This is a genomic window from Deinococcus sp. AJ005, assembly GCF_009017495.1.
Taxonomy (GTDB): domain Bacteria; phylum Deinococcota; class Deinococci; order Deinococcales; family Deinococcaceae; genus Deinococcus.
Genome location: NZ_CP044990.1, coordinates 2,617,529 through 2,634,624, shown reverse-complemented (window position 1 = coordinate 2,634,624; position 17,096 = coordinate 2,617,529). Strand labels below are relative to the sequence as shown.

At 63.6% G+C, this 17,096-nt stretch carries 14 protein-coding genes, 1 tRNA gene and 1 pseudogene; 13 read left to right on the top strand and 3 right to left on the bottom strand.

Annotated features, from left to right (window positions below; all coding sequences use genetic code 11):
* Positions 1-407: 407 nt before the first annotated feature.
* The 3 genes from DAAJ005_RS14655 to DAAJ005_RS14645 all read left to right on the top strand — a co-directional run bounded on the left by DAAJ005_RS14655 (position 408) and on the right by DAAJ005_RS14645 (position 4,840).
* Positions 408-767: an NUDIX domain-containing protein gene (locus tag DAAJ005_RS14655; protein ID WP_255447994.1), complete on the top strand. Its 360-nt coding sequence runs from the start codon at positions 408-410 to the stop codon at positions 765-767.
* Complete coding sequence (locus DAAJ005_RS14650; protein ID WP_151847757.1) at positions 764-3,553, top strand: valine--tRNA ligase; 2,790 nt, start codon at positions 764-766, stop codon at positions 3,551-3,553. Before DAAJ005_RS14655 ends, DAAJ005_RS14650 begins: the two co-directional genes overlap by 4 nt.
* A 132-nt stretch (positions 3,554-3,685) precedes the next feature.
* The gene (locus DAAJ005_RS14645) at positions 3,686-4,840 is read left to right on the top strand and encodes an aminotransferase class V-fold PLP-dependent enzyme (RefSeq protein WP_151847756.1); all 1,155 of its coding nucleotides are present in this window, start codon (positions 3,686-3,688) and stop codon (positions 4,838-4,840) included.
* A 337-nt stretch (positions 4,841-5,177) separates the two neighbouring features.
* On the opposite strand, the gene DAAJ005_RS14640 is transcribed toward DAAJ005_RS14645, so the two are convergent.
* Positions 5,178-5,252: transfer RNA gene (locus DAAJ005_RS14640), tRNA-Ala, on the bottom strand.
* Positions 5,253-5,523: 271 nt separating this feature from the next.
* On the opposite strand from DAAJ005_RS14640, the pseudogene DAAJ005_RS14635 reads away from it, so the two are divergent.
* The 8 genes and pseudogenes from DAAJ005_RS14635 (at position 5,524) to DAAJ005_RS14605 (ending at position 12,659) form a co-directional block, all read left to right on the top strand.
* A pseudogene (locus tag DAAJ005_RS14635) lies at positions 5,524-6,298 on the top strand (IS982 family transposase).
* Between the two features lie 46 nt (positions 6,299-6,344).
* On the top strand, positions 6,345-6,530 hold the full coding sequence (locus DAAJ005_RS19450) for a hypothetical protein (RefSeq protein ID WP_226342447.1): 186 nt from the start codon (positions 6,345-6,347) through the stop codon (positions 6,528-6,530).
* Positions 6,531-6,625: 95 nt separating this feature from the next.
* Complete coding sequence (locus DAAJ005_RS19445) at positions 6,626-6,907, top strand: transposase (RefSeq protein ID WP_226342446.1); 282 nt, start codon at positions 6,626-6,628, stop codon at positions 6,905-6,907.
* 119 nt (positions 6,908-7,026) lie between these two features.
* The gene (locus DAAJ005_RS19210) at positions 7,027-7,461 is read left to right on the top strand and encodes an integrase core domain-containing protein (protein WP_255447991.1); all 435 of its coding nucleotides are present in this window, start codon (positions 7,027-7,029) and stop codon (positions 7,459-7,461) included.
* Positions 7,462-7,671: 210 nt separating this feature from the next.
* Positions 7,672-8,346 (top strand): Nif3-like dinuclear metal center hexameric protein, encoded by a 675-nt coding sequence (locus tag DAAJ005_RS14620; protein WP_151847755.1) that lies wholly within the window; start codon positions 7,672-7,674, stop codon positions 8,344-8,346.
* Between the two features lie 78 nt (positions 8,347-8,424).
* Complete coding sequence (locus DAAJ005_RS14615) at positions 8,425-11,088, top strand: S8 family serine peptidase (protein WP_226342445.1); 2,664 nt, start codon at positions 8,425-8,427, stop codon at positions 11,086-11,088.
* A 105-nt stretch (positions 11,089-11,193) separates the two neighbouring features.
* The gene (locus DAAJ005_RS14610) at positions 11,194-11,610 is read left to right on the top strand and encodes a CBS domain-containing protein (RefSeq protein ID WP_151847754.1); all 417 of its coding nucleotides are present in this window, start codon (positions 11,194-11,196) and stop codon (positions 11,608-11,610) included.
* An 86-nt stretch (positions 11,611-11,696) separates the two neighbouring features.
* Positions 11,697-12,659: an oxidoreductase gene (locus DAAJ005_RS14605; RefSeq protein ID WP_151847753.1), complete on the top strand. Its 963-nt coding sequence runs from the start codon at positions 11,697-11,699 to the stop codon at positions 12,657-12,659.
* 7 nt (positions 12,660-12,666) lie between these two features.
* Here DAAJ005_RS14605 and tsaB read toward each other — a convergent pair whose 3' ends face one another.
* A complete protein-coding gene (gene tsaB / locus DAAJ005_RS14600; protein WP_151847752.1) occupies positions 12,667-13,221 on the bottom strand; it encodes a tRNA (adenosine(37)-N6)-threonylcarbamoyltransferase complex dimerization subunit type 1 TsaB in 555 nt (184 codons plus the stop codon).
* A 108-nt stretch (positions 13,222-13,329) separates the two neighbouring features.
* Between tsaB and DAAJ005_RS14595 the strand changes: the two genes are divergently transcribed.
* Positions 13,330-14,463 carry a citrate/2-methylcitrate synthase gene (locus DAAJ005_RS14595; RefSeq protein ID WP_151847751.1) on the top strand — a complete coding sequence of 378 codons (1,134 nt, stop codon included), beginning with the start codon at positions 13,330-13,332 and terminating at the stop codon, positions 14,461-14,463.
* Between the two features lie 147 nt (positions 14,464-14,610).
* Here the strand turns inward: DAAJ005_RS14595 and dnaG are convergent, their stop codons facing one another.
* Positions 14,611-16,386: a DNA primase gene (gene dnaG, locus DAAJ005_RS14590; protein WP_151847750.1), complete on the bottom strand. Its 1,776-nt coding sequence runs from the start codon at positions 16,384-16,386 to the stop codon at positions 14,611-14,613.
* Positions 16,387-16,638: 252 nt separating this feature from the next.
* Here dnaG and DAAJ005_RS14585 point away from each other — a divergent pair, with 252 nt between their 5' ends.
* Positions 16,639-17,079, top strand: a complete 441-nt coding sequence (locus tag DAAJ005_RS14585; RefSeq protein WP_151847749.1) for a hypothetical protein — start codon at positions 16,639-16,641, stop codon at positions 17,077-17,079.
* The last annotated feature ends 17 nt before the right edge of the window (positions 17,080-17,096 follow it).

The window sequence follows — 17,096 nt, the reverse complement described above, 5'->3', positions numbered from 1 at the left end:
ACCCGCGCGTGCGCCCACAGGAAGTCCAGAGCGTGACTGAGAATCTGGATGGGAAAGCAGCCGGAGAAAGTCGCCCGCGAGCGAGACGGAGGAAGCCGTGAGAGCGGTGTGTAGAGCCGTCCGGGTGCGCCCGATACAGCGCAGAGCGAGCGCCCGCCATCCAGGCGGGAATTGCGGTGGTACCACGGGAATCGTCTTTTTCAGACGTCTCGTCCGCGCATAGGTGAGAGCCTGGCGGACGGGGCGTTTTTTCGTTTCTTCAATCGGCGAAAAAGAGGAGAGCAATGGTCACGTTTTACGACAATCAAGCGCAGGCGCGGGCAGATGCCACGTCTCATGGCCTGCGCGAGAAAGTTCTCTGTTTGGTTGTGAGTGGCCCTTCTCTGCTTGTCTTTGAACATGCGGACATGACAGAAGCGGGCGTGCAACTCCCAGCAGGCGGTGTGGAAGCGGAGGAAATCCCAGCCGACGCCGCCGTGCGCGAGCTGTGGGAGGAATCCGGTTTGCAACTCACCGCGCCGCGCCATCTCGTTTCCTACCGCTGGGAGGCGCAACTTCCAGAGCGGTTCACCCGGCAGGTTTGCCACGCCTACGCCTACGCCACGCTCGCTGATCTGCCCGACACCTGGACCCATTTCGCAGACGGGTATCTCTTCGCCTTTCGCTGGGCCGATCTCAACGCGCCCGGCCTGGACTGGGAAATGGACGCCGCGCTGCCGTATCTGAATCCCGTTCCCTCTGCCCCCTCTCAGGAGACCCGCCCATGACTGACCTTCCAGACACCACTTCCGAAACAGACATTACCGAAACCCCTACCCCCGAAAACGATTCCATTCTTGCCAAGCAGTTTGACCCGCAGGCCATTGAGCCGGACTGGGCCGTCCGCTGGCGCAACGAACCCTTCCGCGCCGACGCCACCAGCGGCAGGGAGCCGTTTACTATCGTGATTCCGCCGCCCAACGTGACCGGCAACCTGCACCTGGGCCACGCGCTGGACAACACCCTGATCGACACGCTGATCCGCTACAAGCGCATGGCGGGCTTCGAGGCGCTGTATCTGCCGGGCATGGACCACGCCGGAATCAGTACGCAGGTGGTGGTGGAAAAGCAACTGCGCGAACAGGGCGTCTCGCGCCACGATCTGGGCCGCGAGAAGTTTCTGGACCACGTCTGGGAGTGGAAGGGCGAGTCCGGCGGCATGATTCTGAACCAGCTCACGCGTCTGGGCGTCAGCGTGGACTGGACCCGCGAGCGCTTCACAATGGACGAGGGGCTGAGCCGCGCCGTTCGCGCCCAGTTCGTGCGGCTGTACCACGACGGAGCCGCCTACCGGGGCGAGCGCATCGTCAACTGGGACGTGGCCGCGCAGACCACCCTGTCCGAGTTGGAAATTGACCGCGAAGTCCGCAAGGGCAAGATGACCACGCTGTCTTACAAACTGGAGGACGCCTCCGCCCCGGCCAGCAACGGCGAGGCGGGCGAGATTCTGATTGCCACCGTGCGCCCCGAAACGATCTTCGCGGATCAGGCGATTGCCGTGCATCCCGAAGATGGGCGCTTCACGCATCTGGTGGGCCAGAAGGCGCGAATTCCTCTGACAGACCGCTTCATTCCGATTATCTCCGACGCCGCCGTGGAAATAGATTTTGGCGTGGGCGCACTCAAGATCACCCCGGCGCACGACCCCACCGACTTTGAAATCGGCGAGCGGCATGGGTTGGCGCGGCCCAGCGTGATTGATCTGGAAGGGAATCTGACCTCTGACCTCGTGCCAGAAGCCTTCCGGGGCATGGAACGCTTTGCGGCGCGGAAGGCGGTGGTCAAGGCACTCATTGCTTCTGGCGACTTGCTAGAGGAAAAGGACCACGACACCGCCATCGGCCTGTCGGAACGGACCAAAGTGCCTGTGGAGCCGATCATCAGCACGCAGTGGTTCGTGCATATGAAGCCGTTTGCCGATCAGGTCTTAGAGGGGCTGGAAAGGGGCGAGATGCGGCTGGTGCCGGAGCGCTACGGCAAAGTCAACCGCGACTGGCTGGAGAACATCCGCGACTGGAACATCTCCCGGCAGTTGTGGTGGGGCCACCAGATTCCCGCGTGGTACGACGCCGACGGCAACATCTACGTCCCGGACCCAGAGAATCCCGAACTGGACTGCGATCAGGATCCGCGTTACGCCCACCTTGAACTGCGCCGTGACCCGGACGTGTTTGACACCTGGTTTTCCTCCAACCTGTGGCCCTTTTCCACGCTGGGCTGGCCCGACACCGACAGCGAGGATTTCCGCAAGTTCTACCCGACGCAGGTGCTGGTCACGGGCTACGACATCCTCTTTTTCTGGGTGGCGCGGATGCAGATGGCCGGGTACGGGCTGACTGGACAGGCTCCATTCAACACGGTGATGCTGCACGGCCTGTATCTGGACGCCAAGGGTCAGAAAATGTCCAAGAGCAAGGGCAACGGCATTGACCCCATTGAACTGTTTGAGCAGTACGGCGTGGATGCCTGCCGCTTCGCCTTCGCCTTCCTGAGTACCGGAGGGCAGGACATCCGCCACGACGCGCGGCGCTTTGAGCAGGGGCGCAACTTTGCCAACAAGCTGTGGAACGCGGCCCGCTTTGCTTTAATGCGGCTTGGCGAGGCGATTCCGAAACTGGAGGGTGACGACGATCTGACTAACTATGTCCGCAGCCTCCTTCCCGACGCAGCCAGTGCAGAACTGCGGAGCAAGGATGTGCTGACACAACTGGTGGCCCGCGATGACCTGACCCCGGCAGACCGCTGGATCATTTCGCGCCTGAATGCCGTGACCGCCGAGGTCAGTGGGCAACTGGACGCTTTTGATCTGGGGGCGGCGATTCGCACGCTGTACGCCTTCACCTGGGACGAGTTTTGCGACTGGTACATAGAAGCAGCCAAACCCGCGCTGGCCGAGGGACGGCTGGGTAGCATGGCAACCCTCAAGGCCGTGCTGGAGCATATTCTGAAGCTGCTGCACCCCTTCATGCCGTTCATCACCTCCGAGGTGTATGACGCGCTGGGCCACCGCCGCCAACTGGCACTGCATACCTGGCCGCAGCCCGTGGACGCTCTGCACGACGCCGACGCTACCCGCACCTTCAACGGTCTGCGTGACGCGGTGGCTGCCGCCCGTAGCCTGAAGAACGAACTGGGATTGTCGCCACAGGACCGCTTGGGCGTGGTGGTAGAGGGCGAACAATCCGCCACAGTCGCCGCAAACGCCCGCGTGGTGGAGAGCATCGCCCGCGTAAATCTGGTGTCCGAGCTGGAAGGCCGCACCCTCTCCGCCGTAGAGGGCGGCGTGACTGTCCGCGCCCCGCTGGAAGGCACGGTGGACATCGCCGATTGGCTGGGCAAGCAGAAAAAGCGCCTGACCGAGCTGGACAAGCAGATCAGGCAGGCGCAGGGCAAGCTGGCCAGCGAGAACTTCGTAGCCCGCGCCCCCGCCGAGGTGATCGAGGAAGAGAAACGCCGCGTGCAGGACTTTGGCGCACAGAAAGAGCGGTTGGAAGGCGTGTTAGCGCAGTTCTGACCCGGCGTCCCGGCCCAGGGCGCAAGCCTGATGCTGGAAACGGGACGTTCGCTTCCGCTTTTGAGTCATACTCTTGAGTGGAAGCACGTTTTTTATTGCCCTCAACCCCATTCCCCATCCCAAGGAGACGCCATGCCCCCTCTTCGCCCCGACATTGATCCCAATGGCCTGCTGGAATATTCAGTGGTTTACACGGACCGTTCCCTCAACCACATGTCCGCCGCCTTTCAGACCGTGATGAACGATCTGTCTACCGAGTTGAAGGCCGTGTACCACGCCGACGCTGTGGCGATCATTCCGGGTTCGGGAACATCGGCGATGGAGGCGGTGGTGGACCAACTGGCGCAGGGAGAGCGCTGTCTGGTGGTTCGCAACGGCTGGTTCAGTTACCGCTGGTCCCAGATTTTTGAGATGAGCCGCGTGCCGGAATCGGTGACGGTCCTCTCGGCCCAGACGCAGGCAAGCGGGCATCAGGAGCCGTTCGCGCCCCCTCCCATTGAGGAAGTGCTGGAGGCCATCCGCCGCGAGAAACCCGCGCTGGTGTTCGCGCCGCATGTGGAAACCTCGTCGGGAATCATCCTGCCGGAAGATTACATTCGCCAGATGGCACAGGCCACGCACGAGGGCGGCGGGTTGCTTGTCATTGACTGCATCGCCTCGGGCTGCGTATGGCTGGATATGACGGACCTGGGCATTGATGTGCTGATCACCGCGCCGCAGAAAGGATGGAGCAGCACGCCCTGCGCCGGAATCGCGCTGCTGAGTGCGGAGGCCGTGGCGCGGGTGGACGCCACCGACTCGGTGAGTTTCATGCTGGACCTCAAGAAGTGGCTGAACATGATGCGGGCCTACGAGGGAGGCGGTTTCGCGTACCACGCCACCCTGCCCACCGATGGCCTGCGCCAGTTCCGCGACACCGTGCAGGAAGTGAAGGCTTTCGGCTTTGAGCGGGCGAAAGAAGCACAGTGGGAACTGGGCAAACGTGTTCGCATCGTTTTGAAAGAGGCGGGTTTTTCCAGTGTCGCCTCTGAGGGCTACCAGGCTCCCGGCGTCGTGGTCAGCTACACCGAGGCCGACGCCATCCAGAGTGGCAAGGCGTTCCGCGAGGCGGGTCTTCAGATCGCGGCGGGTGTGCCGCTTCAGGTGGGCGAGGGACCGGATTTCAAAACCTTTCGCATCGGCCTGTTCGGACTGGACAAGCTGGCGGATGTGGACGGTGCGGTGGGGCGTTTTGAATGGGGCTTAAAGACGGTGATGAAGCAGACCCAGGCCGTTGCCTCTACCTGATATGGGTTCCGTTTGTTTCGTGTATAGATCGGGAAAGCTCCGATCTCCACACTTCACACCCAGAATCCGTTTTTCTGCTTCCTGCTCTGCTTCGCAGCATTGCAAGTCGGCTCGGATTACAGGTGTTTTCAACACCTTCTAATCGGAATCCGTTTCACACCCCAAGCTTGCCATCGGGCCTGACCCTGTATAAACACGCTCTCAGTCTGGCAAACCGAGGACTGGGCAGATTTACGGTCACCCCTGCACATTGCGGTTGTTTCGCAGTTTTTGGACAAAAAGCGCGATGACTCCATTTGGAAAAAAGAGAAAACCACGTACTAGACGTGGTTTCTTCTGGTGGAGGCTTGGGGATTCGAACCCCAGACCCTCCGCTTGCAAAGCGGATGCTCTCCCGCTGAGCTAAGCCCCCTCAGCGGGGCGCAGATTAGCAGATGGCGGGTGCGAATGGCAAGGGGTGATGGGGGGACGCCAAGTCCAACGCAAAGTCAGCGATACGCTGGGACATATCTGATACGAACTCCGATTGAAAAGTTTGGAAACTTCGGGTGCCAGGGGATCAGAGACATCCAAAAAACAGCGCCAAGTTATGGGCCGCGATTTTCCGGCAGACATGCGCACCCCGTTTAGGGCTTGAGCCAGGATAGATTTCTCCGTACCCAGACGATAAAAAGTGAGACGATATGGCTAGATATCGTCTCTACCACAGTTTAGGCCGTCGGCATAACATTCGCACTTTCCATCGCTGGGCCAAACGACACTTTAATGACCAGAAAAAGTGTCGTCATCAGAAGGTCACCGATGCCATGCTCATCGCCCTATTGCTGGCACGCTTGATCTACAAACAGGCGTACCCATCGGTCTGGTGGAGTGATCTTAAGGCAGACCGCCCCGGTCTGCCGTCCTACACGCAAGCTTTCAACCGGGCCAACGGTCTGCTGGCCGTCTTGGAGAAGGTCTGTACACCGTCCCGATCCTGTGCTGAGATGGTGATCGACTCCATGCCTCTCCCCATTTGCCGTCCCAAACGAACGCGGCGCTGTCTCTTTCCTGGAGCCAGATGGGGACACGGGACACAGGGGAAGTTTTTTGGGTACAAGCTCCACGCGTGGGTCCTGGAAGACGGTGAGGTTGCGCAATACCTGATCAGACCGGCCAATTTGCACGACACCACCGTGAGCTACGAACTCAATCGACGCCATCCCCGACTTCGACGGGCCAAAAATTGTGGGGGATAAGGGGTACTGCTGCGTGGGCTACATCTATCCACCCAAAAGCAACTCCCGGTATGACACCGGATGGCGGCCAGACCGCCATCCGAAACTCCGCAAACGCATAGAAACGGTGTTCTCCCAACTGGTTGCAGAGGGGATTCGGTCTGTTCAGATCAAAACACTGGCCTCATTGCGGCTGCGCGTCGTCCTGGCCGTCATCGCCCATAACCTTACCAAGCCCTAAACGGGGTGAGCAGATTGTCCTCGCGGTCCTGCGCAGTGAACAATCGGTGGTAGAGCTGGCCCGTCAGCATGGCGTCGCCGAGAGTCTGATTCATAAGTGGCGGACGCAGTTCCTGGAGGCGGGGCGTGCCCGCCTCTTGGGCAGAACAGCACCCGTATGGGGCTTGCCCGCCTCCTTGGCGACCATGTCGATCATGGGGTCAAAGCCCTCGAGCAGGAAAACGAGCGTCTGAAAAGCCTGCTGGGCGAGAAGGAGCTGTCCCTCAACATCGCAAAAAAAGCCCGGGGTCTTTGAGCGTTCAGCAGGCCCCCCTAGCTCTACGCCGGGGTGCTCCAAGACCAGCCCCACATCAGCCTGTCCAGCTTTGCCCGGGACGTTGAAGGGCCGTACTGGAAGTTGCGTGATGCCAGACGATACGCCCGACGAGCGAAAGTTCGTCAGGCACGGTGTGAATCGCACCGTGATCAGGTGCGTGACGTCGCGCTGGCGAATCCAACCTATGGGTATCGGCGCGTTCAGCGTCAACTGGCAGGGCAGTACGGTCAGGCTGCGCCTGGCCGTCATGAGGTCCGACGCTTGCTCCAAGAATTGGACTTGATTCCGGCCTAGCCGAGGAAAATACGGCGCCCGTCTGTGCCCGTCCTGACGCCCTTCCTGTGGCCCGAGGGGCGACGGGTTCAGATTGACGCCACCCGAGTCTCGCGGATGGGATCGCCTGGGTCTATGTCGTGCTGGATGTTCAGAGCCGCGCCGTGCTGCATCTGAACGTGGTTCGTCATCTCTCGGCAAGCAGCGCGGTCACCGCGCTGCAGACAGGACTTCAGATGCTGCATCACCACGGGATTGAGGACGAGGGAGTGGTGATGTCAGATGGAGGGTCGGATTTTACGTCGCAGGCCTTTCGGCAGGCGTGTGAGGCGGTGGGCTGCTGGATCAGGGCGAAGGTGTCGCAGCGCGGTGGAATGGGGAGTCTGGAACGGGTCAACCGAAATCTGAAATACGAATGGATTTTCCGACAGGAGATGCGGTCCATCACCGAACTTCGCGTCCAATGTGCCCAATTCCAGCACGGGTACAACACCGCGAGGCTCCACTCGGCCCTCGGGTATGCCTACCCCTGGGATAAACTGGTCGTATCAGCGAAGTCTCTCTTCGCTGCTTGACGGGATTTCTGGAGCATTACCATGGTAGGTATACCTCAGCTTCCGCTGTTGCTGGCCGACTCTCCCCTGGCACTCGAAGTTGCCAACATCCGTCTCATGTTGCGCCCCCTGGAACCCGATGCCTGACCCTTTTAAAACACGCGCTGAGTCGGAGGAAATGGCGGCGACGGAGCAACCACCCTTCGTGTCGAAAGTCTGGAAGTGGCAACTGTGACGCCCACCCTGCACGAACTGACCGCTTGGCTGCGCGCGGAATTTGGTGAGGCCCAGCCTCTTAAGCGCGACGGCCCGCAGGAAGTTCAGAAGCTGGCGCTGGCCCTGGAACCCGCCGATTTGCCGCCCGAAGTGGACGCTGACGCGCTGTTCGTCCACCGATCCCTGCGGGTGGGGGAGAAGTGGCCCGGCCTGGGCGTGCTGAGCGTCCACGACGGCTTTGATCTGGCGCTGACGACGGGGCCGAACCATCGGCTGGCCCGCGCTCTGGGCTGGCGGGACGTGCGAGAGGTGGTCTGGAAGGGAGAGTTGAAGGGCATCACCGCCACGCCTCCACAGCAGAACTGGGATGAATTGCGCGCCGCCCTGCATGCCGAACTGGGCGGCGAGGACAATTCGTGGCCGCCTGCCGACACCTCTGGCCCGTTGCGCGTGGCGCTGATGAATGCCATGAATCCAGGTCTGATCGAACATGTCGCTGATGGGGGGGTTCGGGTGTATCTGACCGGGCAACTGCGGCCCTCGGCCTCGGCTTCGGCCCACGCGCGGGGGATGGGCGTGATCGCGCTGGGCCACCGCCGCAGCGAGGAATGGGGCTTGCGGCGACTGGCCGGTGAACTGCGCTCTGCCTTTCCTGGCCTTCAGACCAGTGTCCACGAAGGCGCAGACTGACGCGGCCCTGACGGCGGTTTAAGGTTTCCTCACGCGGCGTTCAGGGGGCGTCATGGCGGGGCAGGTACGCTGACCCGTATGAAGATGCCCCAAGTAAAGATGCCCCGAGTCAAGATGGCCGGGCGCAAGAGCCTGATGCTGGGCGCGGCCCTGATGCTGGGCGGCGCGTCCCTTTCCACGGCAGGGGCGGCGGGCCTGTCGCCCACGCTGCTGGAGCGGGCCAAGCGCGGTGACCAGACCAAGGTGGGCGTGATCGTGCGCTTCCAGTTCGGCAACGACGCGCGGGGCAAGGCCCAGCTCAAGAATCTGCGTTCGCAGCTCAATGGCCGCCTAGACCAGCTCGGCTCGTCGGCAGGCTTTCTGGCCAGCGCCATCAAGAGCGGTCAGGCCACGGCATTGTGGCTGGACCAGAGCATCTTCCTGCCGCTGACCCCGGTGCAGGCGCGTGCGCTGGCCGCCCTGCCCTTCGTGACCGACGTGTTCGAGAATTTCAAGGTCAAGATTCCCAATCCCCAGAAGGCCGTGGCCCTGAGCGCCTCTGCCGCCGCCGCCGGAGAGCCGTGGCATCTGGCCAAGATCGGTGCGCCGCAGGCGTGGGCCGCCGGGTTCAAGGGCCAGGGCATCAAGATCGGGCACCTGGACAGCGGGATCGATCCCAACCACCCGCAACTGAAGGGCAAGGTCATCGCCTTCGCCGAGTTCGATGCTGAGGGCAACCGCGTCAACAGCCAGGCGCACGACAGCGCCGACCACGGGACCCACACGGCGGGTCTGCTGGTGGGCAACACGGTGGGCGTGGCCCCCGATGCCAGGATCATCAGTGCCCTGGTGCTGCCCAACAATGAGGGCACCTTTGCCGAGGTGATCGCCGGGATGCAGTACGTGCTGGACCCCGACAACAACGCCGACACCGACGACGGCGCCGACGTGGTGAACATGAGCCTGGGCATTCCCGGCACCTACGACGAGTTCATCGTGCCGCTGGAGAACATGCTCAAGGCCGGGGTGGTCCCGGTGTTCGCCATCGGCAACTTCGGCCCGGCGTCGGCCAGCACCGGCAGCCCCGGCAACCTGCCGGACGCCATCGGCGTGGGCGCGGTGGACCAGAGTGGCAACGTCGCCAGCTTCAGCAGCCGGGGGCCGGTGGCCTGGACCGGCAAGATCAACGGCGTGTTTGTCAAACCCGACATCGCCGCGCCGGGGGTGGACATCACCAGCTCGATTCCGGGAGACAAGTACGGGGCCAAGAGCGGCAGTTCGCAGGCCAGCCCCATCGCGGCGGGCGCGGTGGCACTGCTGCTCTCGGCCAAGCCCGGCAGCAGCGTGGACGCCATTAAAAACGCGCTGTACACCAGCGCCAGCAATGCTGGGGCAAAGAACAACAATGTGGGCTTCGGTCTGATCAGCGTGCCGGGTGCGCTGGCCAAGCTGGGCGTGAACGTGGGCGCACCAGCACCTGCCCCCAAGCCGACGCCTGCTCCTGCGCCGACACCGACTCCGACGCCCCCGCCTGCGCCCAAGCCTACCCCGACGCCTGCTCCCGCACCCACGCCCACTCCACCGCCTGCGCCCAAGCCGACGCCTGCCCCCACCCCCACGCCGCCGCCCGCCAACAAGACCCCCACTGGCCCAGCGGGCTACGATCTGTGCGCCCTGGAAGGCCAGAAGTGCAACTTCAGCGGGCAGCGCGCCGCCGCCTTCGGCACCGAGGGCCAGTACGCCACCGGCACTGGAACGGACGGCTTCAACTGCACGGTGGCCGAGTGGGGCCGCGATCCTTTCCCCGGCAAGCTCAAGGGCTGCTTTATCAAGCCGGTGCCGGGCGCTTCGGTCCCTGCGCCCAAGCCGACGCCTGCCCCGACGCCAGCTCCGGCCCCCAAACCCACCCCGGCTGCCAGTGCGGGCAAGCCCCGCGTTCTGCTCGTCGATGACGACATGGGTGTGGGCGCGGACGTGACCGGTGCGCTGCGCGACGCCCTCAAGTCCAACGCGGTCAGCGGCGGTGCGTTCGTGTGGAACGTGCAGTCTCAGGGCGCGCCTCCCCTGAGCGAGATGCAGAAGGCCGACATCGTGATCTGGGCCAGTGGTGAGCAGTACCAGAACACCATCACCGCCGCTGATCAGAACACCCTGCGCCAGTACCTCTCGGGCGGCGGACGGCTGCTGGTGACCGGCCAGGACATCGGCTACGACATCGGTGAGAGCGACTTTTACCGCAGTGTCCTGAAGACCCGCTTCGTGGCCGACAGCAGCGGCATCGCCAAATTTGTGACCAGCGGGGCCTTCGGCAACACCGCCTTCACCCTGAATGCGGCGGGCAGCGCCCAGAATCAGGTCTACCCTGATGTGATCGCCGATCTGGGCGGCAGCGCCACCGTTGCCTCCTGGGGCAGCGCCAACGCCAACGCCGGAACCATCAGCGCCCAGAGCATTAAGGTCGATCCCAACCGGGGCCGCGCCGCCCAGAAGCAGCAGGACCCGCGCGGGTTGGTCGAGCAGATCGCGGGCAAGATCATCGGCACCGCGCTGGGCCAGATTTTCGGCAACAGTGGCCAGCAGGCCAGCCAGCCCGCGCGCGGCGGACGGGTCAGCGCCCAGAGTGCGGGGGAAAACGCCGGGGCCATCGTCGCCAACGACGCGGGCCGCTACCGCACCGTCAACATGGGCTTCGGCCTGGAAGGGCTGACCCCTGGCAGCCGCAACATTCTGGTCAAGACCTCCTTCGACTGGCTGATGCGCTGAGCGGAACAGATTAAGGAACGGGGAGAGGCGCGGTTGGCCTCTCCCTTTTTCGTTCCTTTAGCCGCTCCCCACGGCCCCCCTACGCTGGCGGGCTAGGGTGACCATATGACCACTCTCAAAGACATCATGACCCCGGACCTGACCACCGTGGACACCCGCGCCACCCTTAAAGAAGTCGCCACCCACATGAAGGAACAGGGCATCGGCAACGTGCTGATCATGGATGGCGATATGCTGACCGGAATCATCACGGACCGCGACATCGTGGTGCGTGCCGTCGCTTACGGCCATGATTTCGGCACCCCGGCGAGCGATTACGCCACGGGCGACGTGTTCACCATGCCTGCCGACACCACGGTGGAGGAAGCCGCCCGCGAGATGTCCCACCGTCAGCTCCGCCGCCTGCCCGTGACCGAGGGCAGCAAGGTGGTGGGCATCGTCAGCCTGGGCGATCTGGCTGTGCGGGCGCAGACGGGCGTGGACGAGACGGCCCTGAAGGGCATCAGCCAGCCGACGAGCTGACCCTTCTTTGTGGCGGCGGCCCCCTCTCCAGCCGGAGGGGGTGGCCGCTTTTCCATGTTCTGGTCCAGAGGCGTAAGCTCGGTCCCATGACCACCATTGCCAGTCCACTCGCGCCGCGCGCTACCGCCCTCGAAGTCGTTCAGGGGACCAACCTGATTGGGAAGACCGCCGTGATCACTGGCGCATCTTCCGGCATCGGCGTCGAGACGGCCCGCGCCCTGCTGTCGGCGGGGGCATCGGTGATCCTGGCCGTCCGGGACACCGGAAAAGGCGAGAAGATCGCTGCCGAACTCCGTGAATCGACGGGCAATCAGAACGCTCAGGTGATCGAGCTGGACCTCGCCTCGCTGGCCCAGGTGCGTGAAGGGGCGGCGCGAATTCTGGCGGTGGCCCCCGCAATCCACATGCTGATCAACAACGCGGGCATCATGGCGACGCCGCAGGGCCAGACCCCGGACGGCTTCGAGACGCAGTTCGGCACCAATCATCTGGGCCATTTCATGCTGACACAGTTGCTGATGCCCGCGCTGCTGGCAGCCGCCCCTGCCCGCGTGGTGGCCCTGAGCAGCAGCGGCCACCGCCGCAGCGACATCGTCTGGGACGACATCCAGTTTGAACGCCGCCCCTATGACCGCTGGGACGCCTACGGCCAGAGCAAGACCGCCAACGCCCTGTTCGCGGTGGGCCTGACGCAGAAGTACGGCGCGCAGGGCGTGACCGCCAACGCCGTCCATCCTGGCGGCATCATGACCGGATTGCAGAAGTTTGTTCCGGTGGAAGAACAGCGTGCGATGGGCTGGCAGGACGAGTCGGGCAAGCTGAACGCGGTGTTCAAGACCACGGAAGAGGGGGCGTCCACCACCGTCTGGGCCGCTACCTCGCCCCAACTGGAAGGTGTGGGTGGGCTGTTTCTAGAAGACCTTCAGGAAAGCACGCCGCTGGACCCGCAGAACCCGGACCCGATGTTCGGCCACAAGCCCTACGCCCGCGATTCAGAGAGTGCGGCGCGGCTGTGGGCGCTGAGCGAGGAACTGGTGGGTCTGAACTGACGCCGTATTACAGGTAAGCCAGCGCCCAGTCCTCGGCCCCGTGTCTCAGCCCGGCTTCGAGCAGGGCCAGACCGTCCGGGGCGTTGTCCTGATGCCAGGGCAGCGGGCCGATCAGCGCCTGAAAGTCCTCCAGACTGAATTTCTGTGGGGCGTGCCTGATACTTTCCACTGCGCCACCTGAAACTTCATAAACTGCGCCGTAGACGTTGCCCTTGCGGGCGTCCAGCGAGACGGCCTGAGCGTTTTCACCTCTGACCAGACCTTCTAAGGTGGATACTCCGCGCACCGGGGCAGTCCACACGCGTCCCAGCCCCAGCGCATAACTGGCCCCCACGCGCACACCGGTATACGAGCCGGGGCCAGTGCCGATCACGATCAGATCGGCGCGAAAGGGGAGGCCCGCTTCCTCAAACAACTGGCGCGTGGCTGCGGGCAATTCCTCGGCGTGTGCCCGGCCCACTTCTCTGGAGGAAGCCGTCTCGCCGCCCTGCCAGCGCAGGGCCAGGGTCAGGTAGGGGGTGGCGGTGTCCAGGGCCAGAACGACTTGAGCGGGGGCGGTCATCGCCGGGCATTGTAGGGCCGCCGTGCCGCCAGACATGAAGGTTGTTACCCCTGCGGGAACGTGATGCGTATCTGACCGCGTAGGGCGGCGGTGCTATCCTCGGCTATCATGACTGAAATCGCCAAGGGCCTGGCAGGCGTTAAATTCACCGAGAGCAAGCTGACGTTCATCAACGGCGAGGAAGGCATTTTGCTGCATCTGGGCATTCCGATTCAGGAATGGGCCGAGAACAGCACCTTCGAGGAACTGTCGCTGGCGCTGCTGGAAGGCAAGCTGCCCACCGCCACGGAACTGGCGCAGTTCGATGCCCACCTCAAGGAAAACCGCGCCATTCCGCAGCAGCTTCAGCAGGTCATCCAGGACATGCCGCGCGGTATCAATCCCATGCAGGCGCTGCGCACGGCTGTCTCTTACCTGGGCCTGCTGGACCCGCAGTCCGAGGACATCACCCCGGAAGCGCAGCGGGCCATCACCATCCGCATGATCGCGCAGTTCAGCACGATCATCGCCGCCATCAGCCGCACGCAGGAGGGCCACGACGCCGTCGCGCCGCGCATGGACCTGACGCACGCGGGCAACTTCCTGTACATGCTGACTGGCACCGAACCTACCCCCGAGCAGTCCCGTCTGTTCGATATCGCGCTGGTGCTGCACGTCGATCACGGCATGAACGCCAGCACCTTCACGGCGATTGCCACCTCCAGCACCCTCAGCGACATGTACTCGTGCATCACCTCGGCCATCGGCGCGCTGAAGGGACCGCTGCACGGCGGCGCGAACGAGGCCGTGATGGACATGCTCGACGAGGTCGGCACGCCTGACAGGGCTGAGGCGTATATCTCCAAGAAGCTGGACAACAAGGAAAAGATCATGGGCGTGGGCCACCGCGTCTACAAGAACTTCGATCCCCGCAGCCGGGTGCTGCGCGACTACGCCGAGCATGTGGCGAGCAAGGAAGGCAAGAGCAACTACTATCAGGTTCTCGAAACCATTGAAAAGACCGTGGTGGACCGTCTGGGCGACAAGGGCATCTATCCCAACGTGGACTTCTACAGCGGCACGGTGTACAGCGACCTGGGCATCAAGAAGGAATTCTTCACCCCGATCTTTGCCCTGGCCCGCATCAGCGGCTGGTGCGCCAGCGTGATCGAGTACAGCAAGGACAACAGCCTGCTGCGCCCCAGCAGCGTGTACACCGGCGAGAAGGACGCGAAGTACGTCCAGATTCAGGACCGCAAGTAAGCGCCAGCCAAATTCATCCCCCTCTCAGATCTGGGAGGGGGATTTTTCGATCTCTGGGAGAGGATTGGAGCGATAGGGCTGTTAGTCTATGTCTTGCTTGAGGAACGAAGAGAATCACTTTTGGTGACCGCTCGTTGGTCCTCTACTCTACGCGATGCCCCGCCGTCCCCGGTTCTCGGCTTCCACGGCGCGTTGGAGTTCCCCAATCTGCTTCAGGATGCCCAGTTGCTCGGTGGGGGCGGCCCCGCCCACCTGCTTTTTCAGCAGGCCGATCTCGGCGCGCATGGCGTCGATGCTCAGAGTCACCTGAATGTCGTCCACAGCGGCGGCAGCGTAGGCGTTGACCTTCTGATCGTACTGCTCGCTGCCGTGCCGGGAGATGCTGCCGGAATCGCGGCCCTCGAACAGCAGGCGGATCAGCAGTTGTTCCTCGGGCTGGCCCCGGAATACGTCGAGAATGGCGTCGGAACTGGCTGCGCCCTGCACGGCTAGCATCACTTTACGCACCGATTCGTTACGCCACGGCACGCTGCCGTCCAGTTTTGCCAGCAGGCTGGGATTGATCAGCAATTGCCGCAGCAGCTTCATCTCGTTCTCTTGCTCGCCGCGCCCGGCACTCATGCCCGCCAGATGGGTGTCGGTCAGGGTGCGGCGCTTGGCCTTGCTGCCGATCCACTCCATCAGTGCTTCGGGTTTGATGCCCAGCGTCTCGCAGGCAGCGGTGCGCACGCCCTCGGCGATCTCGTCCAGCGGATCGAGGTTCTGCATGCGCGGCAGCAGTTCCATCAGAATCTTGCGCTTGCCCTCGGCGGTGGCGGTGCCGTGCGTCTCGATGGCGGCCTGCACGCGGTAATGCACCTCGTCCACACCCTCGGCCAGCGCTTTGCGGATGCCCGCGTCGTCCCCGGCCAGCAGCGCGTCTGCCGGGTCCTTACCGCTGGGAACAGAGGTGGCCCGCACGCGGAACTTGGCCCCCAGCACCTGATCCAGCCCCTTGAGCATGGCCTTGAGACCCGCCTCGTCGTGATCGAACATCAGCGAGATGCTGCGTGCGCCCAGCCGTTCCAGCAACGTGGCGTGTTCGGCGGTCAGGGCGGTACCCAGGCTGGCGACTGCGCCCGTGAAACCGTGCTGCTGCATGGTGATCACGTCCATGTAGCCTTCCACCACGATCAGTTCAGAGTCGCCGTTCTCCGACTTCCCCAGCCCCGTGCGCGCCTTGTCCAGCCCATACAGCACCTCGCCCTTGCGGAAGGCGTCGGTTTCGGGCGTGTTCAGATATTTGGGTTTGCTGTCGTCCAGCACGCGCCCACCGAAGCCCACCAGACGGCCCAGATGGTCACGGATGGGGAACATCACGCGGCCCCGGAAGCGGTCATAGACTCGCCCGTTCTCGGCGTTCTCGGTCAACAGGCCCGCTTCCAGCAACTGTCGATCAGACAGACCCTTGACGCGGGCGTGCTTGAGCAGGCCGTCCCAGCCGTCGGGGGCGTACCCCAGCTCGAAGGCGGCAATCGTCTCGTCGGTCAACCCGCGCCGCCGGAAGTAGTCCAGCGCTGGCCCTGGCAGATGTTCGCGGAAATAGGCCAGAGCAAAGGCGTTCACGTCGTACAGATCGCGGCTGCTGCGCTCGCCGTACTTGGCCTCCACCTGAATACCCACGCGCTCGGCCAGCTTGCGCAGGGCGTCGCCGAAGCTCAGGCTCTCGCTGCGCTGCACGAAGCTGAACACGTCGCCCCCGGCCTTGCAGCCAAAGCAGTAGAAATAGCCCTGATCGGTGTCCACCTGAAAGCTGGGGCTTTTCTCGTTGTGGAATGGACACAGCCCCTTCATGCGGCCTTTCCCGGCGGGGGTCAGGCGCACATATTCACCGACGACTTCCGCGATGTTCAGCCGCGAACGAACGTCCTCCTTGGTTCCCATGTGTCCTCACCTCCCCGGATGCCGTACGCGCGCCTACCTCTGAAATGAGGGGGACACCGTCCGGGCATGATCTCGTAGTGTACGCCTTCAGAATGCCCTGCGGCTAGAGGAGCAAAAGGCCGTACCACACGCCAGAAATCATGAGTGTCGGCTGCGGATGCGGCTGGGACGGTCCCGCGCGACTCCTAACGTTTTTCCTCGCTCCGCGCTCATCCTCCGCACCCGCGCAGGCGGCAAGCTGGGGGCCGCGTTATGCCTGCCCTCGGCGATCCTCCCAACTACAGCACCCCCCGGACGCTGGGGCTGGCGCTGGTCAGCGTGCTGGGTGCGCTGGCCCATTTCACGCTGGGCGCGCTGGATTACGAGCATGTCAGCCGCTACCTGGGGCTGGCGGTGATGCTGCTGGCCGGGCTGCTGCTAGTCTTCGGCATCCTGACGCTGATCCGTTACGCCGAGGCGATCACGTCCATGCACGATCCGCACGCCCGCACCCCGATGTACAACACCCCGCACGAGGGCCTGACCTACCGCGTGGGCGTGGGCCTGAACGGGCTGGCCGCCGCGTCGGCGCTGGCCTGGGCGGTGGGCGGCGAGCTGCCGCTGTGGCATCTGGCCGCCGCGCTGGTCAACGTCTATGCGGCGTATCTGGCGTGGCAGACCCGTCCGGTGCGGGAGAAGGGCGAGGGCGCATAAAGGTCCCGGCAAGTCCT